At 61.4% G+C, this 23,766-nt stretch carries 33 protein-coding genes; 5 read left to right on the top strand and 28 right to left on the bottom strand.

Annotation, left to right across the window (positions count from 1 at the left end; translation table 11 throughout):
- The first annotated feature begins 731 nt into the window (after positions 1-731).
- Entirely contained in the window at positions 732-1,193 is a 462-nt protein-coding gene (locus XcyCFBP4188_RS00805; protein ID WP_014506828.1) for a cell wall hydrolase, read from the top strand.
- 66 nt (positions 1,194-1,259) lie between these two features.
- Positions 1,260-1,874, top strand: a complete 615-nt coding sequence (locus XcyCFBP4188_RS00800) for a glutathione S-transferase family protein (RefSeq protein WP_006450658.1) — start codon at positions 1,260-1,262, stop codon at positions 1,872-1,874.
- 173 nt (positions 1,875-2,047) lie between these two features.
- Here XcyCFBP4188_RS00800 and XcyCFBP4188_RS00795 read toward each other — a convergent pair whose 3' ends face one another.
- On the bottom strand, positions 2,048-3,034 hold the full coding sequence (locus XcyCFBP4188_RS00795) for a malate dehydrogenase (protein ID WP_006450657.1): 987 nt from the start codon (positions 3,032-3,034) through the stop codon (positions 2,048-2,050).
- Positions 3,035-3,150: 116 nt separating this feature from the next.
- Positions 3,151-3,645: a peptidylprolyl isomerase gene (locus tag XcyCFBP4188_RS00790; protein ID WP_006450656.1), complete on the bottom strand. Its 495-nt coding sequence runs from the start codon at positions 3,643-3,645 to the stop codon at positions 3,151-3,153.
- A gap of 218 nt (positions 3,646-3,863) precedes the next feature.
- Here XcyCFBP4188_RS00790 and typA point away from each other — a divergent pair, with 218 nt between their 5' ends.
- From typA to XcyCFBP4188_RS00775, 3 genes are all read left to right on the top strand, one after another.
- Positions 3,864-5,693 carry a translational GTPase TypA gene (typA, locus tag XcyCFBP4188_RS00785; protein ID WP_006450655.1) on the top strand — a complete coding sequence of 610 codons (1,830 nt, stop codon included), beginning with the start codon at positions 3,864-3,866 and terminating at the stop codon, positions 5,691-5,693.
- A 72-nt stretch (positions 5,694-5,765) separates the two neighbouring features.
- Positions 5,766-6,185, top strand: coding sequence for a DUF2127 domain-containing protein (locus tag XcyCFBP4188_RS00780; protein ID WP_174556015.1), 420 nt, complete (start codon positions 5,766-5,768; stop codon positions 6,183-6,185).
- A 109-nt stretch (positions 6,186-6,294) separates the two neighbouring features.
- Complete coding sequence (locus XcyCFBP4188_RS00775; protein ID WP_174705819.1) at positions 6,295-7,950, top strand: amidase; 1,656 nt, start codon at positions 6,295-6,297, stop codon at positions 7,948-7,950.
- Here XcyCFBP4188_RS00775 and XcyCFBP4188_RS00770 read toward each other — a convergent pair.
- From XcyCFBP4188_RS00770 to rplB, 26 genes are all read right to left on the bottom strand, one after another.
- Positions 7,940-9,067 (bottom strand): mechanosensitive ion channel family protein, encoded by a 1,128-nt coding sequence (locus XcyCFBP4188_RS00770; RefSeq protein ID WP_074056773.1) that lies wholly within the window; start codon positions 9,065-9,067, stop codon positions 7,940-7,942. The two genes, XcyCFBP4188_RS00775 and XcyCFBP4188_RS00770, sit on opposite strands and share 11 nt — an antisense overlap.
- A gap of 86 nt (positions 9,068-9,153) precedes the next feature.
- Positions 9,154-10,545 (bottom strand): class II 3-deoxy-7-phosphoheptulonate synthase, encoded by a 1,392-nt coding sequence (locus XcyCFBP4188_RS00765; protein ID WP_006450651.1) that lies wholly within the window; start codon positions 10,543-10,545, stop codon positions 9,154-9,156.
- Positions 10,546-10,593: 48 nt separating this feature from the next.
- Positions 10,594-11,112, bottom strand: coding sequence for a disulfide bond formation protein B (locus XcyCFBP4188_RS00760; RefSeq protein ID WP_043908902.1), 519 nt, complete (start codon positions 11,110-11,112; stop codon positions 10,594-10,596).
- A gap of 312 nt (positions 11,113-11,424) precedes the next feature.
- Complete coding sequence (gene rplQ, locus XcyCFBP4188_RS00750; protein WP_003486665.1) at positions 11,425-11,808, bottom strand: 50S ribosomal protein L17; 384 nt, start codon at positions 11,806-11,808, stop codon at positions 11,425-11,427.
- A 181-nt stretch (positions 11,809-11,989) separates the two neighbouring features.
- Complete coding sequence (locus XcyCFBP4188_RS00745; protein WP_002811635.1) at positions 11,990-12,988, bottom strand: DNA-directed RNA polymerase subunit alpha; 999 nt, start codon at positions 12,986-12,988, stop codon at positions 11,990-11,992.
- Between the two features lie 53 nt (positions 12,989-13,041).
- Positions 13,042-13,668 (bottom strand): 30S ribosomal protein S4, encoded by a 627-nt coding sequence (gene rpsD / locus XcyCFBP4188_RS00740; RefSeq protein ID WP_002811641.1) that lies wholly within the window; start codon positions 13,666-13,668, stop codon positions 13,042-13,044.
- Between the two features lie 14 nt (positions 13,669-13,682).
- The gene (gene rpsK / locus XcyCFBP4188_RS00735; protein ID WP_002811645.1) at positions 13,683-14,075 is read right to left on the bottom strand and encodes a 30S ribosomal protein S11; all 393 of its coding nucleotides are present in this window, start codon (positions 14,073-14,075) and stop codon (positions 13,683-13,685) included.
- 10 nt (positions 14,076-14,085) lie between these two features.
- Positions 14,086-14,442: a 30S ribosomal protein S13 gene (gene rpsM, locus XcyCFBP4188_RS00730; protein ID WP_003486672.1), complete on the bottom strand. Its 357-nt coding sequence runs from the start codon at positions 14,440-14,442 to the stop codon at positions 14,086-14,088.
- A gap of 334 nt (positions 14,443-14,776) precedes the next feature.
- The gene (gene secY / locus XcyCFBP4188_RS00725) at positions 14,777-16,144 is read right to left on the bottom strand and encodes a preprotein translocase subunit SecY (protein ID WP_023902825.1); all 1,368 of its coding nucleotides are present in this window, start codon (positions 16,142-16,144) and stop codon (positions 14,777-14,779) included.
- A gap of 7 nt (positions 16,145-16,151) precedes the next feature.
- The gene (gene rplO, locus XcyCFBP4188_RS00720) at positions 16,152-16,595 is read right to left on the bottom strand and encodes a 50S ribosomal protein L15 (protein ID WP_012439114.1); all 444 of its coding nucleotides are present in this window, start codon (positions 16,593-16,595) and stop codon (positions 16,152-16,154) included.
- A 4-nt stretch (positions 16,596-16,599) separates the two neighbouring features.
- Positions 16,600-16,791 carry a 50S ribosomal protein L30 gene (rpmD, locus tag XcyCFBP4188_RS00715; protein WP_006450646.1) on the bottom strand — a complete coding sequence of 64 codons (192 nt, stop codon included), beginning with the start codon at positions 16,789-16,791 and terminating at the stop codon, positions 16,600-16,602.
- Entirely contained in the window at positions 16,784-17,326 is a 543-nt protein-coding gene (gene rpsE, locus XcyCFBP4188_RS00710; protein ID WP_003486682.1) for a 30S ribosomal protein S5, read from the bottom strand. The genes rpmD and rpsE overlap by 8 nt, the downstream gene beginning before the upstream one ends.
- 159 nt (positions 17,327-17,485) lie before the next feature.
- Positions 17,486-17,845: a 50S ribosomal protein L18 gene (rplR, locus tag XcyCFBP4188_RS00705; RefSeq protein WP_006450644.1), complete on the bottom strand. Its 360-nt coding sequence runs from the start codon at positions 17,843-17,845 to the stop codon at positions 17,486-17,488.
- A gap of 91 nt (positions 17,846-17,936) precedes the next feature.
- Entirely contained in the window at positions 17,937-18,464 is a 528-nt protein-coding gene (gene rplF, locus XcyCFBP4188_RS00700; protein ID WP_006450642.1) for a 50S ribosomal protein L6, read from the bottom strand.
- A gap of 15 nt (positions 18,465-18,479) precedes the next feature.
- Complete coding sequence (gene rpsH, locus XcyCFBP4188_RS00695) at positions 18,480-18,878, bottom strand: 30S ribosomal protein S8 (protein ID WP_006450641.1); 399 nt, start codon at positions 18,876-18,878, stop codon at positions 18,480-18,482.
- A gap of 204 nt (positions 18,879-19,082) precedes the next feature.
- Complete coding sequence (rpsN, locus tag XcyCFBP4188_RS00690) at positions 19,083-19,388, bottom strand: 30S ribosomal protein S14 (protein ID WP_005917137.1); 306 nt, start codon at positions 19,386-19,388, stop codon at positions 19,083-19,085.
- Between the two features lie 18 nt (positions 19,389-19,406).
- Positions 19,407-19,949: a 50S ribosomal protein L5 gene (rplE, locus tag XcyCFBP4188_RS00685; RefSeq protein WP_006450640.1), complete on the bottom strand. Its 543-nt coding sequence runs from the start codon at positions 19,947-19,949 to the stop codon at positions 19,407-19,409.
- Between the two features lie 11 nt (positions 19,950-19,960).
- Positions 19,961-20,278, bottom strand: a complete 318-nt coding sequence (rplX, locus tag XcyCFBP4188_RS00680; RefSeq protein ID WP_006450639.1) for a 50S ribosomal protein L24 — start codon at positions 20,276-20,278, stop codon at positions 19,961-19,963.
- 15 nt (positions 20,279-20,293) lie between these two features.
- The gene (gene rplN, locus XcyCFBP4188_RS00675) at positions 20,294-20,662 is read right to left on the bottom strand and encodes a 50S ribosomal protein L14 (RefSeq protein ID WP_003486699.1); all 369 of its coding nucleotides are present in this window, start codon (positions 20,660-20,662) and stop codon (positions 20,294-20,296) included.
- A 14-nt stretch (positions 20,663-20,676) separates the two neighbouring features.
- Positions 20,677-20,946 carry a 30S ribosomal protein S17 gene (gene rpsQ, locus XcyCFBP4188_RS00670; RefSeq protein WP_005993374.1) on the bottom strand — a complete coding sequence of 90 codons (270 nt, stop codon included), beginning with the start codon at positions 20,944-20,946 and terminating at the stop codon, positions 20,677-20,679.
- An 11-nt stretch (positions 20,947-20,957) separates the two neighbouring features.
- Entirely contained in the window at positions 20,958-21,143 is a 186-nt protein-coding gene (gene rpmC, locus XcyCFBP4188_RS00665; RefSeq protein WP_006450638.1) for a 50S ribosomal protein L29, read from the bottom strand.
- Positions 21,143-21,556 carry a 50S ribosomal protein L16 gene (rplP, locus tag XcyCFBP4188_RS00660; protein WP_006450637.1) on the bottom strand — a complete coding sequence of 138 codons (414 nt, stop codon included), beginning with the start codon at positions 21,554-21,556 and terminating at the stop codon, positions 21,143-21,145. The genes rpmC and rplP overlap by 1 nt, the downstream gene beginning before the upstream one ends.
- 5 nt (positions 21,557-21,561) lie before the next feature.
- Complete coding sequence (rpsC, locus tag XcyCFBP4188_RS00655; RefSeq protein WP_006450636.1) at positions 21,562-22,296, bottom strand: 30S ribosomal protein S3; 735 nt, start codon at positions 22,294-22,296, stop codon at positions 21,562-21,564.
- A 17-nt stretch (positions 22,297-22,313) separates the two neighbouring features.
- The gene (rplV, locus tag XcyCFBP4188_RS00650; RefSeq protein ID WP_002811686.1) at positions 22,314-22,649 is read right to left on the bottom strand and encodes a 50S ribosomal protein L22; all 336 of its coding nucleotides are present in this window, start codon (positions 22,647-22,649) and stop codon (positions 22,314-22,316) included.
- Positions 22,650-22,661: 12 nt separating this feature from the next.
- Positions 22,662-22,931: a 30S ribosomal protein S19 gene (rpsS, locus tag XcyCFBP4188_RS00645; protein ID WP_005993369.1), complete on the bottom strand. Its 270-nt coding sequence runs from the start codon at positions 22,929-22,931 to the stop codon at positions 22,662-22,664.
- A 6-nt stretch (positions 22,932-22,937) separates the two neighbouring features.
- Positions 22,938-23,765: a 50S ribosomal protein L2 gene (rplB, locus tag XcyCFBP4188_RS00640; RefSeq protein ID WP_003486715.1), complete on the bottom strand. Its 828-nt coding sequence runs from the start codon at positions 23,763-23,765 to the stop codon at positions 22,938-22,940.
- Between the last annotated feature and the right edge of the window lies 1 nt (position 23,766).

The following is a 23,766-nucleotide window of genomic DNA, read 5'->3' as shown; positions in this document are numbered from 1 at the left end:
TTTTTCGCTGATTGCAATGATGCGCACCCGCAATCGCGGTGCATGCACTGCATGCACAAAAATCTTCTGCGCCACGCTGAATTGAAGCGCCTCACTCAAATACGCACGATGGGTTCAAAACTGTAGCGACTTAGAGCGGCTAACAAAACATCGTCGCATGCTGCGAACACCGATACGCCTGCGCGAAGCTACCAACGCAAGCCATGTGCGGACCATTGCGTTAAGCACTTACCCGCATGCGCATCTCGATACATAGTCGATGCGCCTGAAATCGGCGCATAGGCATGTTAGTGAGTGATGATGGCGTGTAGCGCAGAACATATTTGGTGCGGCATACGCAACTTCCGTGCATGCAGCGCAAAACAATCACACTGTGCAATTGTCAAACACTGCATGCGTATCACGCGGACCTAAGTCTCAATATCTGCAGTCGCTACATCGATGCGACGCATCTCAATGTTGCATCGCAAAGCTCTCATCCAGCGAAGCACTAGACACAGCGGGCAATCACGCGCGTCAACCCAGCCCATTCAGCAGGGATTATGTGATCGCCGCCTACCTTGCGCCAACTTTTTGACCCACCGTATTTGGTGGGCACCTTCGGCAGATGTGTCTTTCGCCGGAGACTTGGCGGCCCTTGGTAGGTCGCCTCCCCATGACGCCAAGCCCTTCGCACTGGTGCATCCACTTTGGATGGCCTGCGGATCGGCCCATACGGAGCAAGGAGTTCTATGAAACTGGCTTGGATACTTTGGCTGTCGCAATTATTGCCGCAGCCGGCTGCAGATTCGTTGTGTTTGAGTACCACCGTATACCTGGAAGCACGCGACCAGACCTTGCGTGGCCAACAAGCCGTTGCAGAAGTCGCGTTGCGTCGTCTGGACAGTGGTTTGTGGGGCGATTCGATGTGTCAGGTGGTCACCGCGCGCAAGCAGTTCGCGCCGACCATCGTGTCACCGGGAACTCAGCTCAAGAATGACGATGCCTGGAACAAGGCATTGGATGTGGCATTGGCCGCAGAGCGCAACTGGGCGTTACCGGTAGGCCAACGCAAAGAGATCGTGCCGGGCGCGAGCCACTTTGCCGCCAGCGCGATTGCGAGCCCCAGCTGGCGCAATGCGTATCAGGTTGCCACCATCGGCGACCACACGTTCTATCGCGTGCAGAAGCTGCGTCCACGCACTGCATCCTGACGCTTTCCACGCACGCGCGCATGCGTTGCCGCTAAGCTTGCGCCTTCGTTCTCGCGTGGAATTCCTATGAAGCTGTACACCAAGCCCGGCGCGTGCTCGCTGGCAGATCACATCGTGTTGCGCTGGTCGGGCCTGCCGTTCGAGCTGACCGTTGTCGATGCCGCCACGATGAAATCCCCCGAGTATCTGCGCCTGAATCCGGCCGGCGCGGTTCCGCTGTTGGTGGTCGACGATTGGGCGTTGAATCAGAACGCGGCCATCCTCAACTACATCGCCGACATCGCACCGCTTACCGGTCTGTCCGGCGACGGCACTGCGCGCAGCCGCGCCGAGATCAATCGCTGGATCGCCTTCGCCAATGCCGATGTGCATCCGACATTCAAGCCGATCTTCGGCAGCACTGCGTATCTGCAGGACGACGCGCTGCTTGCGCGCAGCCACGACGACGCACGCAGCAAGTTGCGCACCTTGTACGAACGTGCCAACACGCATCTGCAGGATCGTACCTGGCTGGCCAGCGACACCCATACCGGTGCCGATGCGTATCTGTTCGTGACCTTGTTGTGGGCGCAGAAGGTCGGCGTGGATCTGAGTGGCTTGAATGCACTGGATGCGTTCGTGCAGCGCATGCTGGCCGATGCCGATGTGCAGGCCGCATTGAAAGCCGAAGGTCTGGCGTAGGCCGATCGCATCGCGCGAGTTGATCAGAGTGCGGCGGCAGCACCTACCGCACGGAGAGTCCCACATCGACGTGCGTGATTGATTTTTTGCGCCACAACGCAACGCATCACTTACACGACGCATAAAAAACGCCGGGCACTGCCCGGCGTTTTCGTTACAACCTGAAGCAGAACTCAGCCCAGCAGATGCGACACGCCGCTGCGCTCTTCTTCCAGCTCGGCCAGGGTCTTGTCGATGTACTTCTGGCTGAAGTCGTCGATCGGCAGATCCTTGACCAGGGTGTACTCGCCATTGGCGGTGATCACCGGGAAGCCGAAGATCACGCCTTCGGGAATGCCGTAGGAGCCGTCGGACGGCACGCCCATCGTCACCCACTTGCCGTCACTGCCCAGCACCCAATCACGCACGTGATCGATGGCGGCATTGGCAGCCGACGCGGCCGAAGACAGGCCGCGCGCTTCGATGATCGCCGCGCCGCGCTTGCCTACGGTCGGGATGAAGGTGGACGCGTTCCATTCCTGGTCGTTGATCGCATCGCCGATGGAGGCGCCATCGGAGGTGGCGAAACGATAGTCCGGGTACATGGTCGGGCTGTGGTTGCCCCACACCACCAACTTCTCGATACCGCCGACCGGCTTGCCGAGCTTTTGCGACAGCTGGCTCAGCGCGCGGTTGTGGTCCAGACGCAGCATGGCGGTGAAGTTCTTCGGGTTCAGATCCGGCGCCGACTTCATCGCGATGTAGGCATTGGTGTTGGCCGGGTTGCCGACCACCAGCACCTTGACGTCACGCTTGGCGACCTTGTTCAGGGCAGCGCCCTGCGCGGTGAAGATCTTGGCGTTCTCCAGCAGCAGGTCCTTGCGCTCCATGCCCGGGCCGCGCGGACGCGCGCCAACCAGCAGCGCAACGTCGATGTCCTTGAACGCCACTTCGGCGTCGTCGGTGCCGACCACGCCGGCCAGCAGCGGGAATGCGCAGTCTTCCAGCTCCATGATCACGCCCTTGAGCGCGGCCTGGGCTTTTTCATTGGACAGTTCCAGCAATTGCAGGATCACCGGCTGATCCTTGCCCAGCATTTCGCCGGAGGCGATGCGGAACAGCAGGGCATAGCCGATCTGGCCGGCAGCGCCGGTCACGGCAACACGAACAGGTGCTTTCATGGGGAGTTTCCTCTGCTAAAAAACGTGGGTGAAGGTGCACGCTGGCGTGGCGCAAGGCCTGGCGGCGCGCAGTGACAAGCGAACGGCCGCACTTGGCGGCCGTTCGGGGAAAGACATCAGGCGGCGAGGATCTTGTTCCACTCCGCGACGCGGTCGGCCTTGGCGGCCAGCACGGCGTCGGTGTCGCCTTCGATCGTCACCTTGTTGATCACATCGCCCTGGGCGACCGCATCGACCACGTCCAGGCCCTGGGTGACCTTGCCGAACACGGTGTGCTTGCCGTCCAGCCAGTTGGTGGCGACATGGGTGATGAAGAACTGGCTGCCGTTGGTGTTGGGGCCGGCATTGGCCATGGACAGCACGCCGCGGTCGTGACCGACGCCGTTGTTGGCTTCATCTTCGAAACGATAGCCCGGGCCGCCGCGGCCGGAGCCTTCCGGGCAGCCGCCCTGGATCATGAAGTCGGCGATGACACGGTGGAAGCTCAGGCCGTCGTAGAAACCGCGCTGGACCAGGTTGACGAAGTTGGCAACGGTCAGCGGGGCCTTGTCGGCGAACAGCTCAACCACGATCGGGCCGCGGGTGGTGTCGAAATGGGCAATCAGGGACATGGAAATCCTTGCAGGTTTCAGGGTGTATGACAGCCCATTAGAATACACCCGGGCGTGCAGCCGGCCGTGCAGGCGTACGACCATTGTCGGGGGGTGCACAGCAAGCTGAATGGGCGTCTTGAACCATCTGACGGCCGGGCGCAACGGCACGGCAACGAAACCGCTATAATGTCGGGCTTACCTTCTCAAGACTGGCGCCAGACAGGGGCCCTTTCCGCATGTCCATCGAAAAACTCCGCAATATCGCCATCGTCGCGCACGTCGACCACGGCAAGACCACCCTCGTCGACTGCCTGCTGAAGCAGTCCGGCACCCTGTCCGAACGCACCGTGTTGGCTGAGCGTGTGATGGACAGCAACGATCAGGAAAAGGAACGTGGCATCACGATCCTGGCCAAGAACACGGCCATCACCTGGAACGGCAACCGCATCAACATCGTCGACACCCCGGGACACGCCGACTTCGGTGGCGAAGTCGAGCGCGTGCTGTCGATGGTGGACTCGGTGCTGATCCTGGTCGACGCGATGGACGGCCCGATGCCGCAAACGCGCTTCGTGACCCAGAAGGCCTTTGCGATGGGCTTCAAGCCGATCGTGGTGGTCAACAAGATCGACCGTCCCGGCGCACGCCCGGACTGGGTGATCGACCAGGTGTTCGACCTGTTCGACAAGCTCGGCGCAACCGACGAGCAGCTGGATTTCCCGATCGTCTACACCTCTGCATTGAACGGCTATGCCAGCCTGGATTCGAGCGTGCGCGACGGCGACATGACCCCGCTGTACGAAGCGATCATGCAGCACGTGTCGGCACCGGACGTGGATCCGGACGGCCCGTTCCAGATGCGCATCAGCCAGCTCGATTACAACAACTTTGTCGGCGTGATCGGCATCGGCCGCATCCAGCGCGGTGTGTTGAAGAAGAACATGCCGGTCAGCGTGATCGACCGCGAAGGCAAGAAGCGTCAGGGCAAGGTGCTGCAGGTGCTGGGCTTCCTGGGCCTTGAGCGCATCGAGCAGGACACCGCCGAGGCCGGCGACATTGTGGCCATCTCCGGCGTGTCCGAGCTGACCATTTCCGACACCGTGTGTGCGCTCGACGCGCCGGAAGGCCTGCCGCCGCTCACCGTGGACGAGCCGACCATCTCGATGACCTTCCAGGTCAACAACTCGCCGTTCGCCGGCAACAAGGATCTGTCCGGCGGCAAGTTCCTGACCAGCCGCCAGCTGCGCGACCGTCTGGACCGCGAGAAGGTGCACAACGTGGCATTGAAGGTCGAAGAAGGTTCCGACGCCGACAAGTTCCTGGTCTCCGGCCGTGGCGAACTGCATCTGTCGGTGCTGATCGAAAACATGCGTCGTGAAGGCTACGAGCTGGCCGTGTCGCGTCCGGAAGTGATCATCAAGGAGATCGACGGCAAGCAGATGGAGCCGATCGAACAGCTTGTGGTCGATATCGAAGAGCAGCACCAGGGCGGCGTGATGGAAAAGCTGGGCAGCCGCAAGGGCCAGCTGAAGAACATGGAGTCCGACGGCAAGGGCCGTGTGCGTCTGGATTACATGATCCCGGCGCGTGGTCTGATCGGCTTCCAGAACGAGTTCCGCACCCTGACCCAGGGCTCGGGCCTGCTGTTCCACGTGTTCGACCATTACGGTCCGAAGGAACAGGGCGCGATCGCCAAGCGCCAGAACGGCGTGATGATTGCCAACGCTGCAGGCGCCACCCCGGCCTATGCGCTGGGGCCGCTGGAAGAGCGTGGCCGTCTGTTCGCTGCCGAAGGCGACAACGTGTACGAAGGTCAGCTGGTCGGTATCCACTCCAAGGACAACGATCTGACCGTCAATGCGATCAAGACCAAGCCGCTGACCAACATGCGCGCCTCGGGCAAGGACGATGCGATCAAGCTGACCCCGGCGATCAAGTACACGCTGGAGCAGGCACTGGACTTCATCGAGGACGACGAGCTGGTTGAAGTCACCCCGAAGGAAATCCGTCTGCGCAAGAAGGGCCTGACCGAAAGTGATCGTAAGCGCTCCGGCCGTTCGGGCTGAGTTGCTGGTTAGCCCACGGTCGTGAGCAACAAACCCTACAGCCCGGATCCGCGTGCGCATCCGGGGCTGCATGTGATCGCCTTGCTAGAGGCGGTCAAAGGGACGCTTGCGCTGTTGGCGGCGACGAGCCTGGAAATTCTGGGCCCGCTCCCGCTGCAAAACGCGGTCAGTACCCTGATCCGCCGGTTTAGTCTGGATCCCGACCACGGCGCACTGCCGTCGTTGCTCAAGACCATCAGTCCCGACGCTGTCCATCTGGCCGCTGCCGCCATGCTGGCCTACGGCCTGCTGCATGTGGTGGAAGCCTGGGGGTTGTGGCGTGCCAAGGCATGGGCCTCGGTATTGGGCTGCCTGTCGGCGGCCATCTATCTGCCATTCGATATCTACGCCATCGTCCGCCATCCCGGCTGGACCGCCTGGGGCGTACTGGCAATCAATCTGATCGTGGTCGGCGTGCTGGCACGCGACCTGCTCAAGCGCCGGCGTCGCTGACGCACCCTGCCCGTCTGCGGGCACTTCTTCCTACACGTTGTCACCCCGACGCAGCGCCGTTAGCCTGCGAACAGTCCCCCGGGGAAGACCATCAATGCAATCCACCACCTTGTCCTTTGCGCTATTGCTTGCGCTGTGCGGCTGTGCACATGCCGATGGCCCTGCGCCCGTTGATGGCCTGACACAAGTCGATGCAAACGTACCGACCGCCGAGCAACTGGATCTGACCGATGCCGACATCGCCGGCCTGCAGGCGAGTATGGCTTCCGGCAAGACCAGCAGCCTGGCACTCACGCGCGCATACCTGCAGCGCATCGCCACGCTCGATCGCGCCGGCCCCAAACTCAACTCGGTGATCGAACTCAATCCACAGGCCGAAGCGGACGCCCGCGCATTGGACGCCGAACGCCGCGCCGGTCGCGTGCGCGGCCCGTTACATGGCATTCCTGTGTTGCTCAAGGACAACATCGATGCTGTGCCGATGGTCAACAGCGCAGGCTCGCTGGCCCTGGCCGATTTCAAGCCCAGCCGCGATGCGTTTCTGGTGCAGCGCCTGCGCGCGGCCGGCGCGGTGATTCTGGGCAAGACCAACCTCAGTGAGTGGGCCAATTTTCGCTCCACCAAGTCCAGTTCCGGCTGGAGCGCACGCGGCGGGCTGACCCGCAATCCTTACGCGCTGGATCGCAATCCCTGCGGCTCCAGTGCCGGCACGGGCGCGGCGATCGCCGCCAGCCTAGCCACCGTCGGCATCGGCACCGAGACCGACGGCAGCATCACCTGCCCGGCCTCGGTAAATGGATTGGTCGGACTCAAACCGACCGTGGGCCTGATCAGCCGCGACGGCATCATCCCGATCTCGGCCAGCCAGGACACCGCCGGCCCGATGACGCGCAGCGTTGCCGATGCTGCCGCGTTGCTGCAGGCGATCGCCGCACCCGATCCGCAGGATCCGGCCACACGCGACGCGCCGTCTTCAACGCCGGACTATCTCGCGCACCTCAAACCCGATGGCTTGCGTGGCGCACGACTGGGCCTGTTGCGCAACCCGCTGCGCGAAGATCCCGCCATTGCCGCAGCGCTGGATCGCGCCGTGCAGAGCCTGCGTGCAGCGGGGGCCACGGTCATCGAAACCAGCCTGGCCACCGATGGCAAGTGGGATGCCGCTGACCAGACGGTTTTGTTGGTCGAATTCAAGGCCGGGTTGAATGCCTATCTGCGCAGCCACACCGCACCGGTGTCGAGCCTGGAACAGCTAATCGCCTTCAATCGCGCGCATGCGCAGCGCGAGATGCCCTACTTCGCGCAGGAGCTGTTCGAGCAAGCGCAGGCGGCACCTGGCCTGGAAGACCCCGCTTACCTCACTGCGCGCGCCACCGCCAAACGACTGGCCGGGCCGGAAGGCATCGACGCCGCACTGAAGGCCCATCGCCTGGATGCGCTGATCGTACCGACCACCGGCGCCGCCTGGGTCACCGATCTGGTCAAGGGCGATAGCTTTCCCGGCGCCGGTTACGGTGCCGCCGCGGTGGCCGGTTATCCCAGCCTGAGCGTGCCGATGGGGCAGACCCAGGGCCTGCCACTCGGCCTGCTGTTCATGGGCAGCGCCTGGAGCGAGCCGCGCTTGCTCGAACTGGCCTACGCCTACGAGCAACGCAGCAAGGCGCGCTTTGCGCCCAGCTTTGCGCCCAGCTATGCGCCGAGCGCACCGGCCGCGGCGTCCACTGCCGTGCCGGCGCCGGTGCCAGTGCCAGTGCCTAAACCGTAGTCGCAGGCTCGCCGTCTTCGGCACCGGGCGAGCGCACGCTCTCCTGGGCGATCGGCTCGGCTGCATGCACCGGCGGTTTTTCCTGCGCCGCGATCTCGGCGCGGATCCTTGGCAGTGCGTAAGCATGCTCACGGGTGAGGAAGTCGATCATGCGCTCGCGCGCGATGCAGCGCAGATCGAACGCATCTCCGGAATTACGTGCGCTCACCAGCAGACGCACCTGGATCGTGCTCTCGCTGGTTTCGGTCACCTGGGTCACGCACACGCGCCCATCCCAGAGCGGCTCGCTTTTGCAGATGCGCTCCAGCTCCGCGCGCACCGCCGCGATCGGGGTGCGGTAATCCAGCCACAGGAACGCGGTACCGAGCAGATCGGCGCTGCTGCGTGTCCAGTTCTGGAACGGGTGCTCGATCCACCAGGTCAACGGCACCACCATGCGCCGCTCGTCCCAGATCCGCACCACCACGTACGAGCTGCCGATCTCCTCGATGCGACCCCACTCGCCTTCCACAATCACCACATCGTCCAGCCGGATCGGCTGCGTCAACGCGATCTGCAGACCGGCGATCAAGTTGCCGAATACGGGCTTGGCCGCGATACCGGCGACCAGCCCGATGATGCCGGCCGAGGCCAGCAGCGTCTTGCCGATCTGGCGCACCTGCGGAAACGTCAGCAGCACCACCGAGATACCGAGCAGGATCACCGCTCCCATCACCACCCGGCTCAGCACACGGGTCTGGGTCTGGATACGCCGTGCAGTGAGGTTGTCGGACACCTCGATCGGGTTGCTGCGCAGAATCGCCATCTCGCCGGCGGCGACCGCGCGTACCAATAACCAGGTCACGCAGCCGACGATGCCGACATGCAACAGATGCTGCACCGCTGCCAGGCCTTTGCCCGATAGCGGCGTCGCCTCGGTGGCGATGCCCAGAAACAGCAACGGCAGGATGAAGGCAGCCGGCAGGGTGACCACGCGAATGATGCGTGCGCGGCGATAGTCGCGGCCCTGCATGCGGCGAAACAGCCACAGCATCAACGACCAGACAACGATGCCCGCCAAGAGCGAGGCACCAAGCGGGATTGCGTATTCGCGGATGACGTTCCAATCGGCAGTCAAACCGTTCCTCCTGTGGGGGGGAAAGAGGGATGGCTGCAGGATCATGCCGCAAGCGGCATGAGCATCACGTCATACGCACATTGAAATCACGCGCCCAGCGGTTGCGCCACCACCTGTTGTTGCTTGCGTACGATCGCCATCGCAATTTCCAGCGACTGCTCATAGTTCAAGCGCGGATCCACGCTGGAACGATAGGCACGCTCCAGATCGCGCTCGGTCAACTCGCGCGCGCCGCCGGTGCATTCGGTGACGTCTTCGCCGGTCAATTCCAGATGCACGCCGCCCAGCCGCGTCCCGGCCGCCGCATGCAGATCGAACGACAACTCCACCTCGCTGCGGATATTGTCGAAACGCCTTGTTTTGTAGCCATTTCCGGTACTTTCGGTATTGCCGTGCATCGCATCGCACACCCACAGCACACGCCGCCCATCGCGCTTGACCGCATCCAGCAGCGGCGGCAATTTTTCGGCGATCTGGGCCGCGCCCATACGATGGATGAAGCTCAAGCGGCCGGGCTCGTCTTCCGGATTGAGCACATCGATCAGACGCAGCAACTGGTCCGGCTGTACCGACGGCCCGACCTTGATCGCGATCGGATTGCGCACGCCACGTAGATACTCAACATGCGCGCCATCCAGCGCAGCGGTGCGCATGCCGATCCACGGGTAATGCGTACTCAGGTTGAACCAGCCCCACTGACGCGGCACCTGACGGGTCAAGCCTTCCTCGTAAGGCAGCAACAGCGCCTCGTGCGAGGTGTAGAAATCGATGCGATTGAGGTTGTACACCTCCGCCCCGGACAAGGTTTCCATGAAGCGCACTGCATCGCCGATCGAGGACACCATCTTCTGGTAGTCCGCCGCCAGCGGCGAATAGCCCACCCAATCCAGATTCCAGTATTCGGGGTGGTGCAGGTCGGCAAAGCCACCGTCAATTAAGGCCCGCACGAAATTCATCGTCATCGCCGAGCGCGAATGCGCGGTGATCATGCGGCGCGGATCCGGTATGCGCGCCGCTTCGGTGAACGCCGGCGCATTGATCACATCGCCGCGATAACTCGGCAAGGTCACCCCATCGCGGGTTTCGGTGTCGGCCGAACGCGGCTTGGCGTACTGTCCGGCAAAGCGTCCTACGCGCACCACCGGTAGGTGCAGGCCGTGCACCAGCACCAGGCTCATTTGCAGCAGCACTTTCAAGCGGTTGGAGATCGTGCCCGATTCGCAATCGCTGAAATTCTCCGCGCAATCGCCGCCTTGCAGCAGGAATCGCTTGCCTTCCTGGGCCTCGGCCAGCTGGCGCTTGAGCGCAAAGATTTCCCACGAGGTCACCAGCGGCGGCAACTGCCGCAACTCGTCCAAGGTGTGCTCCAACGCAGCTGCGTCCGGGTAGGTCGGCATCTGCAGCGCCGGACGCTGGCGCCAACTCTGCGGCGACCACTGGTCTGCCTCGTTGACGGACGGATGAAGGGAAGCGGACATCGTGAACTCCAGAAATCTCGGGCGCCGGCCATTGCCGGAACGGAACGATCAGAACAATTTACGCGGACCACGCTGCTTGAACCCGGCATACAGCGCCCACAGCGCCAAGCCCACGAACCACAGCATGCTCCACATCGGCATGCTCAGGCCCAGAAAGCGCCAATCGATATTGCCGCAGTCGCCGGTGCCGGTCAGCACGGTGCGGAACACTTCGAATGGCCCCATCGTCTCGCTCAGAAAGCTCAGCGGCGGCCCGCACGACGACATCATGTCCTTGGGCCGGACCTGCACCCAGACATGCCGCGCCGCGATACCCATGCCCACGCCGGCAGCGATGAAACTCAGCACACCATAGACCTTGCGCGTGCCCGCAGCGCGTGGCCCATGCAACGCACCCAGCAGGAAAAACACAGCCAGTGCCGCAAACGCGATGCGCTGGAAGATGCACAGCGGGCATGGCTCAAGCCCAAGATGCAGCTGCACGTAGATCGCATAGGCAAGCAATCCTGCGCATGCAAGAAAGCCCAGCAGAGATTGCGCCCGGAAACCCCAACGAAATGGATTCATCGTTACCGCTTGCCTAGGATCGAGTCATCGATTATCTGCCATCGCCGCCGCCATGACCACGCAAGCCTGCGTCTGCCGGCTCGAAGGGCGCCAAGCACACAGCGCGCATCTGCCTGACAGCATCAAGACAACACCCGCCCGTGATCGCATCCAGCAGCAAAGCAGCACCGACCCGGCATCTGGCGACTGCGTGCTGCCATCATTGCGCAGCCCCACGCATCGCTGGCACCAATGCAATCACGTTCGACGCACCAACGAAAAAGCCCGGCGCTAGCCGGGCTTTTTCAAGAATCTTTGCGAAGAGCGATCCGATTACTCGGCCACTTCCTCGGCGACGACCGGACGGTCGACCAGCTCGACATACGCCATCGGCGCATTGTCACCGGCACGGAAGCCGGCCTTCAGGATACGTAGGTAGCCGCCGGGACGGGTCGCGTAACGCGGGCCCAGCTCGACGAACAGCTTGCCCACTGCTTCCTTGTCGCGCAGGCGAGCGAACGCCAGACGACGATTGGCAACGCCATCGACCTTACCGATGGTGATCAGCGGCTCGGCGACGCGACGCAGTTCCTTGGCTTTCGGCAAGGTGGTCTTGATCAGCTCGTGCTTGAACAGCGAAGCAGCCATATTGCGGAACATGGCTTCACGGTGCGCGCTGGTACGGTTGAATTTACGACCGGATTTCTGGTGACGCATGAGTGTGATTTCCTAAGAATGTTGAGACTGCTTGAGAGACGTTGTCGCCATCCTGGCGCTGTTGAATGGACTGCGGTTGGTCCGAGCCGGCCGTCCTTTGACCGGATGTCACCGCGGGCTTTGGCCCGTCGATGTGGAAAAAACAAACATGGGCGCCCGAAGACGCCCATGCCTTGACACATTAACCAAGCATGCCGTGCTGAGCGACACCGGCCGGCGGCCAGTTCTCCAGCTTCATGCCCAGTGCAAGGCCGCGCTGTGCCAGCACTTCCTTGATTTCGGTGAGCGACTTCTTGCCCAGATTCGGGGTCTTGAGCAGCTCCACTTCGGTCTTCTGGATCAGATCGCCGATGTAGTAGATGCTTTCGGCCTTCAGGCAGTTGGCCGAACGCACGGTCAGCTCGAGGTCGTCGATCGGGCGCAGCAGCACCGGATCCACGCCGCTGGCAGCCGGCTTGGCCGCACCGCGATCGCGGTGGGTGAAATCACCGAACACCGACAGCTGATCGCTGAGGATGTCGGCGGCGGTGCGCACGGCTTCCTCGGCATCGATCGTGCCGTTGGTTTCGATGTCGATCACCAACTTGTCGAGGTCGGTGCGCTGTTCCACACGCGCAGCTTCCACGGCATAGGCAACGCGACGCACCGGCGAGAACGATGCATCCAGCATCAGACGACCGATGGTGCGGGTCTCTTCGTCCGGACGACGACGCGCGGCAGCCGGCTGATAGCCGAAACCACGCTCGATCTTCAGGCGCATGTTCAGCGCCGTGTCCTTGGTCAGGTGGCAGATCACGTGGTCGCCGTTGATGATCTCGACGTTGTGATCGGTCCTGATGTCGGCCGCAGTGACCGTACCCGGACCCTGCTTGGACAGCGACAGCGTGGCGCTATCGCCACTGTGCATACGAATTGCCACGTCTTTCAGGTTGAGCAGGACGTCAAGCACGTCTTCCTGCAGCCCTTCGACCGTGGTGTACTCGTGCAGCACGCCATCGATCTCGACCTCGGTGATCGCAAAACCCGGGATCGACGACAACAGCACACGACGCAGGGCATTGCCCAGCGTGTGCCCGTAACCGCGCTCCAAGGGCTCGATCACGACCTTTGCGCGATTGTCGGTAAGACGTTCGATCTGCGGACCACGGGGGCGCAGAACCTGGTTGGCGGTAACCGTCATGTTGCGGGGTCTCCTGCGAACCTCCGGCGGTGCCGGAGGCTCTCCAATGTGAATTACTTCGAATACAACTCGACGATCAGCGCTTCGTTGATATCCGAAGGCAGGTCGGCACGATCCGGAACAGCCTTGAACACGCCGCTGAACTTCTTCGAATCGACTTCGACCCACGACGGCGTCATGTCGTGCTGCTCAGCCACGGTCAGGGCTTCCTGCACGCGGAGCTGCTTCTGTGCCTTTTCCGACAGCGTGATCGCATCGCCAGCCTTGATCTGGTACGAAGCCAGATTCACCGACTTGCCATTGACCAGCACGCCACGGTGCGACACCAGCTGGCGCGCGGCCGGACGGGTGACGGCAAAGCCCATGCGGTAGCAGACGTTGTCCAGACGGGTTTCCAACAACTGCAGCAGGTTCTCGCCGGTGTTGCCCTTCTTGGTCGAGGCCTTCTTGTAGTAGTTGCGGAACTGACGTTCCAGCAAACCATAGATGCGCTTGACCTTCTGCTTTTCACGCAGCTGGGTAGCGTAGTCGGAGAGCTTGCCTTTGCGAGCCGCGCCGTGTTGGCCGGGCTTTTGCTCAAGCTTGCACTTGGAGTCCAGCGCGCGCGCCGGGCTCTTGAGGGAAAGGTCGGCGCCTTCGCGGCGGGCGAGCTTACAGGTAGGACCGATATAACGAGCCATTTCTTATCGCTCCCTTAGACGCGACGCTTCTTCGGCGGACGGCACCCGTTGTGCGGGATTGGCGTCACGTCGATGATGTTGGTGATCTTGTAGCCCACGTTGTTCAACGAACGCACGGCCGACTCACGGCCCGGACCCGGACCCTTGATACGCACTTCCAGCGACTTCACGCCGTAATCGAGCGCAGCGCGGCCAGCCTTTTCGGCGGCAACCTGAGCAGCGAACGGGGTCGACTTACGCGAACCACGGAACCCGGCGCCGCCGGACGTAGCCCACGACAGTGCATTGCCCTGGCGATCGGTGATGGTGATGATGGTGTTGTTGAACGAAGCGTGGACGTGGGCGACGCCATCAGTGATGACGCGCTTGATCTTCTTCTTCGTTTTCTTTTCTGCTGGCTTTGCCATGATCTATCCCTTACTTCCTGATCGCCTTGCGCGGACCCTTACGGGTGCGGGCGTTGGTACGGGTACGCTGACCACGCAGCGGGAGACCACGACGATGACGCAGACCGCGGTAGCAGCCCAGATCCATCAGTCGCTTGATCGCGATACCGATTTCACGGCGCAGGTCGCCTTCGACGACATACTTGCCGACTTCGGCGCGCAAACGCTCGATTTCGGGTTCGGACAGATCACGAATCTTCGTGGTCGAGGTAACGCCTGCGGATTCGCAGAGCTTCTTCGAACGGGTACGGCCGATGCCGTAGATGCTTTGCAACCCGACCCAGACGTGCTTCTGGGCTGGCAGGTTGACGCCTGCAATACGCGCCATGACGCGATTCTCCAACTGAGTGATGGCCCGACAGCGCCCAGGCGCCATCCGGCAGGATGGATCAAAAGTGAACTCGGAATTGTAGCAAGGCCTCGGATTGCTTTGAAGCCCGTGGAACCAGAAAGTTCCATGGACCCGGCGTGGGGAGTGTGCCCTCGCTCCGGCGCCGGACGATGTTGATCCAGAAAACTTCTCCGAATCGCCTGTACTACTCCCGCACAGGACCACCTCGTCACACCCGCGCGCGAGACTTCGCGCGAGCCGCCCTTCTGATCGGAAGATCGTGGCCCGGGAACCAGGCCGTCTTCACGTAATGAAGTTCTAGTGTACCACTTTAACCGCGCGCCAGACCGCCGCGGGAGCCGCCCTTGAGGTTGGCTTTCTTCAGCAAACTCTCATACTGGTGGGACATCAGATGCGCCTGGATCTGCGCAATGAAGTCCATCACCACCACCACCGCAATCAACAGCGAGGTGCCACCGAAGTGGAACGAGGTGCCGAGCTGCGTGCGCATGATTTCCGGCAACAAGCAGACGATGACCAAGTACAACGAACCAGCCGCAGTCAAACGCGTCAGCACGCCGTCCACATAATCCGCAGTCGCCTTGCCCGGACGGATGCCCGGAATCAACGCACCGGACTTCTTGAGGTTGTCGGCAGTTTCCTGCGAGTTGAACACCAGCGCGGTATAGAAAAACGCGAAGCCGATGATCAGCGCAGCAAACACCAGCATATGCACTGGCTCACCAGGTCCAAGCGCATTGGCAATCTTCTGCAACCACGAACCCACACCACTGCCCGATGCGGCCTGACCGGACCACATCGACAGCGTCGCCGGGAATGCCAGGATGCTGGATGCGAAGATCGGCGGAATCACGCCTGCCATGTTGAGCTTCAACGGCAGAAACGAGGTCTGATTCATGTAGGCATTGCGGCCGCCCTGGCGACGCGCATAGTTGACCGTGATACGCCGCTGTCCGCGTTCGACAAACACCACAAACAGCGTAAAGGCCAGGATGGTGATGACGATCAGCAGCAACGAGATGAAGCTCAGATTGCCTTCGCGGAATGCTTCGACAGTCTGGATTGCGCCCGACGGAAGACCTGCGACGATGCCGGCAAAGATGATCAACGACACACCGTTACCGATGCCGCGCTCAGTGACCTGCTCGCCCACCCACATCAGAAAGATGGTGCCGGCAGTCAGTGCAATTACTGCAGTCAGCACAAAGCCCATGCCCGGCGCGTATACCACCGGAGCGCCACCCGGCGCGGTCTGATTCTGCAGTGCCAGCGCGATACTGCCGCCCTGCACTACTGCCAGAAGCACCGCACCGATGCGCGAATACTGGGTGATCTTGCGTCGGCCGGATTCGCCTTCTTTCTGCATCGCCTTGAGCGCGGGAAAGATGTGCGTGGCCAACTGGATCACGATCGATGCCGAAATATACGGCATCACGTTCAACGCAAAAATACTGAAACGGTGCAGGGCGCCGCCCGAGAACATGTTGAACATGTCCACGATGCCGCCACCCTGCGCCTGCATCAACGAAAGCATGGCATCGGGATTCACGCCAGGCACCGGCACGTAGCAGCCGATGCGATAGACGATCAATGCCCCGAGGACGAACAACAGCCGCTGGCGAAGTTCCGTGAACTTGCCAAGCCCGCCACCGAGGTTACCAATGCCAGCCTGCGCCATCTGCCGATTACTCCTCTACGCTGCCGCCGGCAGCTTCGATTGCTGCCTTGGCGCCTGCAGTCGCAGCGACACCCTTCAGCACGAACTTCTTGCTCAGCTCGCCCTTCAGCACGATCTTCGCCTTCTTGGCGCGGCTCGGGACCAGATTGGCCGCACGCAACGCTGCAAAGTCGATCTCACCGGCTTCCAGCTTATCCAGCTGGTAGGACAACACTTCAGCGCTGTCACGCGCCATCTTGGAGCGGAAACCGATCTTGGGCAGACGACGCTGCATTGGGGTCTGGCCGCCTTCGAAACCCGCCTTGATCTTGCCGCCACCCTTGCGAGCGAACGAGCCCTTGTGGCCACGGCCACAGGTCTTGCCAAGGCCGGAGCCGATGCCGCGACCGACGCGCGTGCGCTCGGTACGAGCGCCGTCAGCGGGCTTGAGGTCATTGAGATGCATAGTCATGGGATTAGTCCTCAACCTTGACGAGGTAGTGAACCGTATTGATCAGGCCACGCACCTGCGGGCTGTCCTTGAGTTCACGCACATCGTTGATCTTATTCAGGCCCAACGCATGCACCGACAGGCGGTGACGCGACTGGGTACCACGCAGGCCACGCACCAGGCGCACCTTCACAGTCTTGCCAGTGTCCTTAGCCATGGTTGAGCTCCTCCACCTTCTTGCCGCGCTTGGCCGCAACACGCGCCGGCGACTGCACTTCCGACAGACCCTTCAGCGTTGCACGCACCAGGTTGATCGGATTACGCGAACCGACCGCCTTGGCCAGCACGTTCTTCACGCCAACCGCTTCCAGCACAGCGCGCATGGCGCCGCCAGCGATGACGCCGGTACCTTCCGAAGCAGGCTGCATGTAGACGCGAGCTGCGCCATGACCGGACTTGACGGCATGCCACAAGGTGCCGTTGTTCAGATCGACAGTCGCCAGATTCTTGCGCGCCTGCTCCATCGACTTCTGGATGGCAACCGGCACTTCGCGCGCCTTGCCGTAACCGAAACCAACCTTGCCCAGACCATCGCCAACCACTGTCAACGCGGTGAAGGTGAACTGGCGACCGCCCTTGACCGTCTTGCTGACGCGATTGACCGCGACCAGCTTTTCGATCATGCCATCGTCGACTTTCTCTTCGCGGTTACGGTCGCGATCACGACCCCGCGGTGCACGTTCTTCTGCCATCTTGATTCCTTGATTGATTGAGTATGTACGGCTCGGGGCCGCTTATGGTTGTGGAATGGAACTGTGTTCCCGGCACCGTTACAAAAGAACGGGACGGTCCGGCATCTCCCCTGCCGGCGGTAACGCGAATGTGGCCGCTGGCCACATTCGCAGCAGTGCTTAGAACTTCAAGCCGCCTTCGCGAGCCGCGTCGGCCAGCGCCTTGATACGGCCGTGGTAGCGGTAGCCCGAGCGATCAAATGCGACCTTCTCGATACCCGCAGCCTTGGCGCGCTCGGCGATCAGCTTGCCGACCTTGACGGCCGCATCGCTGTTCTTGCCGTTCTTCAGACCTTCCTTGACGTCGGCTTGCAGCGTGTTCGCAGCAGCGATCACCTTGGAGCCGTCGGCAGTGAAGACCTGCGCATACAGATGCTGGCCGGTGCGCAGCACCGACAAGCGGGCGACGCCCAGCTCACGAATGTGCGAACGGGTGGACTTGGCGCGACGCAGACGGGCGATGTTCTTGTTGATGCTCATGATATTTATCCTACGGAAGCTGAAGGAAAACAGGCTTTTGCATTGAAAAGTCCGGCCATGGATGGCCGGGCTCCTAGCAGAGGGACCTGCCTTACGCCTTCTTGGCTTCCTTGCGAATGATGACTTCACCGGCGTACTTCACACCCTTGCCCTTGTAGGGTTCCGGCGGACGGAAACCGCGAATCTTGGCGGCGACTTCGCCGACGCGCTGCTTGTCTGCGCCCTGGACCAGAATTTCGGTCTGGGTCGGGGTCGACAGCGTGATGCCTTCCGGCGCCACGAACACCAGCGGGTGCGAGAAACCGAGCGCCAGGCTCAGATCCTTGCCCTGCATGGCGGCGCGGTAACCGACGCCGACCAGCTCAAGCTTGCGCTCGAAGCCGTCGGACACGCCCTTGACCATATTGGCCAGGATGGCGCGCACGGTGCCGGTGATGGCCAGCTGCGACGGATCGTTGGCCGACAGGGTTGCAACATCGCCGTCGATGGCGATTTCGACGCCAACCGGCTTCGGCAGGGTCAGGGTGCCTTTCGGGCCCTTGACGCTGACCAGCTCGGGCTGGACGTTGAGCTCAACACCCTTCGGAAGGGACACAGGCTTCTTGGCTACACGGGACATGTTCGATTCCTTCCCTTAGGCCACGAAGCACAGGACTTCACCACCAACGCCGGCTTCGCGAGCCTGCGCATCGGTCATGATGCCTTTCGACGTGGAGATGATGGCGACGCCCAGTCCACCCAGGACCTTGGGCAGCTCGGTCTTGCCGCGGTACTGGCGCAGACCCGAGCGCGAGAAACGCTTCAGGGTCTCGATGACCGGACGGCCCTCGAAATACTTCAGCACGATTTCCAGCTCCGACTTGTTGTTCTCGGTCGCTGTCACGCGCAGGTCGGTGATGTAACCCTCGTCCTTCAGGACTTGGGCGATCGCAACCTTGATCTTGGACGACGGCAATTTCACCGTCTGCTTACCAACCGCGGCCGCATTCTTGATGCGTACCAGCAGGTCGGCGATGGGATCAGTCATGCTCATATGAGTACCTTTGAGTGCACCGATATCCGCTTTCGCGAAAATCTTGTGTTTTCCTGGGGATGGGCCAGAACCCTTTACGCCATGCCAAGCCTGTACAGGCAAGACAGAAGCGGAAGTATACGACAAAAGAGCCCGACTTGCGTCGGACTCCCTTGTTGAACAGAACAATCCTGTTCAAACCGGCCGCGAACGACCGGAAAGCTGTTACCAGCTTGCCTTACGCAGACCCGGAACGTCGCCGTTCATCGTGGCCTTGCGCAGCATGTTGCGACCCAGACCGAACTTGCGGTAGACACCGCGCGGACGACCGGAAAGTTCGCAACGGTTGCGGTGGCGGCTCGGCGACGAATCGCGCGGCAGCTTCTGCAACTTGGTCGACGCATCGATCTTCTCTTCGTAGGACGCATCCTGACTGGAGAGGATCTTCTTCAGCGCATCACGCTTGCCGGCGAATTTCTTCGCCAGCTTTGCACGCTTGATGTCGCGGTGGATCATGGAGGTCTTTGCCATTTCGGATGTCCTCTACGGTCAGTTACGGAACGGGAACTTGAACGCTGCCAGCAGCGCCTTCGCTTCCGCATCCGTCTTGGCGGTGGTGGTGATGGCGATATCCATACCGCGGATCGCGTCGACAGCGTCGAAATCGATTTCCGGGAAGATGATCTGTTCCTTCACACCCATGTTGAAATTGCCACGACCGTCAAAGGAACGACCGGAAACACCACGGAAGTCGCGCACGCGCGGCAGCGAGATGTTGATCAGACGATCCAGGAACTCGTACATCTTGGCGCGACGCAACGTGGTCTTGCAGCCGATCGGCCAACCGTCGCGGATCTTGAACGATGCGACCGAAACGCGCGACTTGGTGACCACCGGCTTTTGACCGGAGATCTTGGACATGTCGCCGACTGCATTTTCCAGAATCTTCTTGTTGGTTGCCGCCTCGCCCACGCCCATGTTGAGCGTGACCTTGACCAGCCTCGGCACCTGCATCGGATTGGTGTAGCCGAACTCCTTCATTAGGGCCGGCACCACGTTTTCCTTGTAAAACTTTTCGAGACGAGTGTTCATGATCGCATTCCTCAGGCGTCGAGCGCCTCACCGCTGGAGCGGAACACACGCAATTTGCGTCCATCCTCCAGCACCTTGAAGCCAACGCGCTCGCCCTTGCCCGTTGCCGGGTTGACGATATTGACGTTGGAGATATGGATCGACGCTTCACGCTCGACCACGCCGCCGGCGACACCCGCCTGCGGATTCGGCTTGGTGTGGCGCTTGATGATGTTGGCATTGGAGACGATCACGCGATCGCCATCCACACGCACAACTTCACCCTGCTTACCCTTGTCCTTGCCGGTGTTGATGACGACCTGGTCGCCCTTCTTGATACGGTTAGCCATGTATATGTCCTCCGCTCACAGCACTTCGGGAGCGAGCGAGACGATCTTCATGAACTTCTCGGAACGCAGCTCGCGCGTCACCGGCCCGAAGATGCGGGTCCCGATCGGCTCCTGCTTATTGTTCAACAGCACAGCGGCGTTGCCATCGAAGCGAATCAGCGAACCGTCGGGACGGCGCACACCCTTACGGGTACGCACCACAACGGCGTCGTAGACTTCGCCTTTCTTGACCTTGCCACGCGGAATGGCGTCCTTGACGGTCACCTTGATGATGTCACCAATGTGTGCGTAGCGGCGCTTCGAGCCGCCCAGCACCTTGATGCACATCACTTCCTTGGCACCCGAATTGTCGGCCACATCGAGGTAGCTCTGCATCTGGATCATGATTCAGATCTCCCTTAGCCGGCCGAACGGGTGACGATTTCAACCACCCGCCAGTTCTTGGTCTTGGACATTGGAGCAATCTCGGTCACACGCACGACGTCGCCTTCATTACAGGCATTGTCGGCGTCGTGTGCGTGCAGCTTGGTCGAGCGCTTGATGTACTTGCCGTACAGAGCATGCTTGACCTGGCGCTCCACCAACACGGTGACCGTCTTGTCCATCTTGTTGCTGACGACACGGCCTTCGACCGTGCGCAGCGCTTGCTTTTCGTTGTTATCGCTCATCGCGGCCGTCCTTACTTGGTGCTGCCGAGCAGGTACTTGACGCGAGCAATCTCGCGGCGTACCCGGCGGGTATCGTGGGTCTTCGGCAGCTGGCCGGTGACCTGCTGCATACGGAGCGAGAACTGCTCCTTACGCAAATCGGTCAGGTGGGCCTTCAGTTCGTCAGCCGACTTCTCGCGGAGTTGTTTGATGTCCATCAGCGCACCGTCCGGGTCACGAAAGTGGTAGTCACCGACAGCTTCGCGGCGGCAAGGCGGAATGCCTCACGTGCGACATCTTCGGGAATACCTTCGATTTCATAGATCATGCGACCCGGCTGAATCTGCGCGACCCAGTACTCCACGTTGCCCTTACCGGAGCCCATGCGGACTTCGATCGGCTTCTTGGTGATCGGCTTGTCGGGGAACACACGAATCCACATCTTGCCGCCCTTTTTGACGTGGCGGCTGATCGTACGACGTGCTGCTTCAATCTGACGCGCGGTCAGCTGACCGTGCGCGGTTGCCTTGAGGCCGTACTCGCCGAAGCTGACGGCGTTTCCGCTCCATGCCAGGCCGTCGTTACGGCCCTTGTGCATCTTGCGATATTTGGTTCGCTTGGGTTGCAACATTGCCGTTACCTCGCTTCACGAGCCGGGCGCGAAGGACGGTCACCACGGTCGCCGCGATCGTTACGATCGTTGCGCGGGCTGTCGTCCTGCTTCTCCTGGCCAACCTGGGAGAAGTCGAAGACCTCACCCTTATAGATCCAGACCTTGATACCGATGATGCCGTACGTCGTGGACGCCTCGGCAAAACCGTAATCAATGTCGGCACGTAGCGTGTGCAGCGGCACGCGGCCTTCGCGGTACCACTCCGAACGGGCGATTTCTGCACCGTTGAGGCGGCCAGCCACGTTGACCTTGATGCCCAGGGCACCCAGGCGCATCGCGTTACCGACCGAGCGCTTCATTGCACGGCGGAACATGATGCGACGCTCAAGCTGCTGCGCGATCGACTCGGCGACCAGCTGCGCATCCAGCTCCGGCTTGCGTACTTCGGTGACGTTGATGTGGGCAGGAACACCCATCATCGCGCTCACTTCCTTACGCAGCTTTTCGATGTCCTCACCACGCTTGCCGATCACCACGCCCGGACGGGCAGTGTGGATCGTCACGCGGGCGGTTTTGGCAGGGCGCTCGATCAAGATCTTGCTGATACCTGCCTGCGCGAGCTTCTTGCGCAGCATTTCACGCACTTTCAGGTCGGCTGCCAGATAACCGGCGAAGTCGGCCTTGTTTGCGTACCACTTGGAATTCCAGTCCTTGGCGATGCCAAGACGGATTCCAGTCGGATGAACTTTATGACCCATGGTCTTTTCCTTTCCGCTTACTTGGCGGCGCCAACAATCACAGTGATGTGACTGGTGCGCTTGAGGATGCGGGTACCGCGGCCTTTCGCCCGCGCCATGAAACGCTTCAGGGAGGGACCTTCATCAACCATGATGGTCTTGACCTTCAGCTCGTCGACATCCGCGCCCTGATTGTTCTCGGCATTGGCAATAGCCGACTCCACTACCTTTTTGATCAGGTGTGCAGCCTTCTTGTCCGAGAACTTCAGCAGATTGACCGCACGTTCGGCGGACAGTCCACGCACCTGGTCAGCGACCAGGCGGGCCTTCTGCGGGGAGATGCGCGCGGTGCGCAGGATTGCTTTCGCTTCCATCGTCATCTCTCCTTACCTGCTCGACTTCTTGTCGCCACCGTGACCCTTGAAGGTCCGGGTGACGGCAAATTCGCCGAGCTTGTGGCCGACCATATTCTCGTTGACGAGCACCGGAATGTGGTTCTTACCGTTATGCACGGCGATGGTGATGCCTACCATTTCGGGCAGGATCATCGAACGGCGCGACCAGGTCTTGATCGGCTTCTTGCTACCCGCAGCGGACTCCACCTTCTTTGCAAGGTGGTGATCGACGAACGGGCCCTTCTTAAGTGAACGTGCCATGGTCGATTAGCCCCTACGATCGCGGACGATGAATTGCTGGGTGCGCTTGTTCTTGCGCGTCTTGTAACCCTTGGTCGGAACACCCCACGGGGTGACCGGATGCGGATTACCCTGACCAGCCTTCGCTTCACCACCACCGTGCGGATGGTCGACCGGGTTCATGGCCGCACCGCGAACGGTCGGACGAACACCGCGCCAGCGCTTGGCGCCAGCCTTGCCCAGCTTCTCGAGGTTGTGCTCGTCGTTACCGACTTCACCGATGGTGGCGCGGCACTCGACCGGCACCTTGCGCATTTCACCCGAGCGCAGACGCAGCGTGGCATAGATGCCTTCGCGAGCGACCAGCTGGACGGCAGCACCGGCAGCACGTGCGATCTGAGCACCCTTACCCGGCTTCAGCTCGATACCGTGAACCGTCGTACCGACCGGGATGTTGCGCAGCGGCAGCGTGTTGCCGGTCTTGATCGGTGCGTTGGCACCGGCAATGACCTGATCGCCAGCCTTCAAGCCCTTGGGGGCAATGATGTAGCGACGCTCGCCGTCGACATAGCACAGCAGGGCGATATGAGCGGTACGGTTCGGATCGTATTCGATCCGCTCCACACGCGCCGGAATGCCTTCCTTGTTGCGTTTGAAGTCGATGATGCGGTAGTGCTGCTTGTGGCCACCACCGACGTGACGCACGGTGATGCGGCCATGGTGGTTACGACCACCGGACTTGCTCTGCGAATCGAGCAGCGCCGCGTGCGGTGCGCCCTTGTGCAGATCGGGAGTAACCACACGCACGGCGGAACGACGGCCGGGAGAGGTGGGTTTGAACTTCATCAATGGCATG

Source organism: Xanthomonas hortorum pv. cynarae, assembly GCF_002939985.1.
Taxonomy (GTDB): Bacteria; Pseudomonadota; Gammaproteobacteria; order Xanthomonadales; family Xanthomonadaceae; genus Xanthomonas; species Xanthomonas hortorum_D.
Note: the sequence above shows the minus strand (reverse complement) of the source record. Positions and strands in the feature narration are given on the sequence as shown.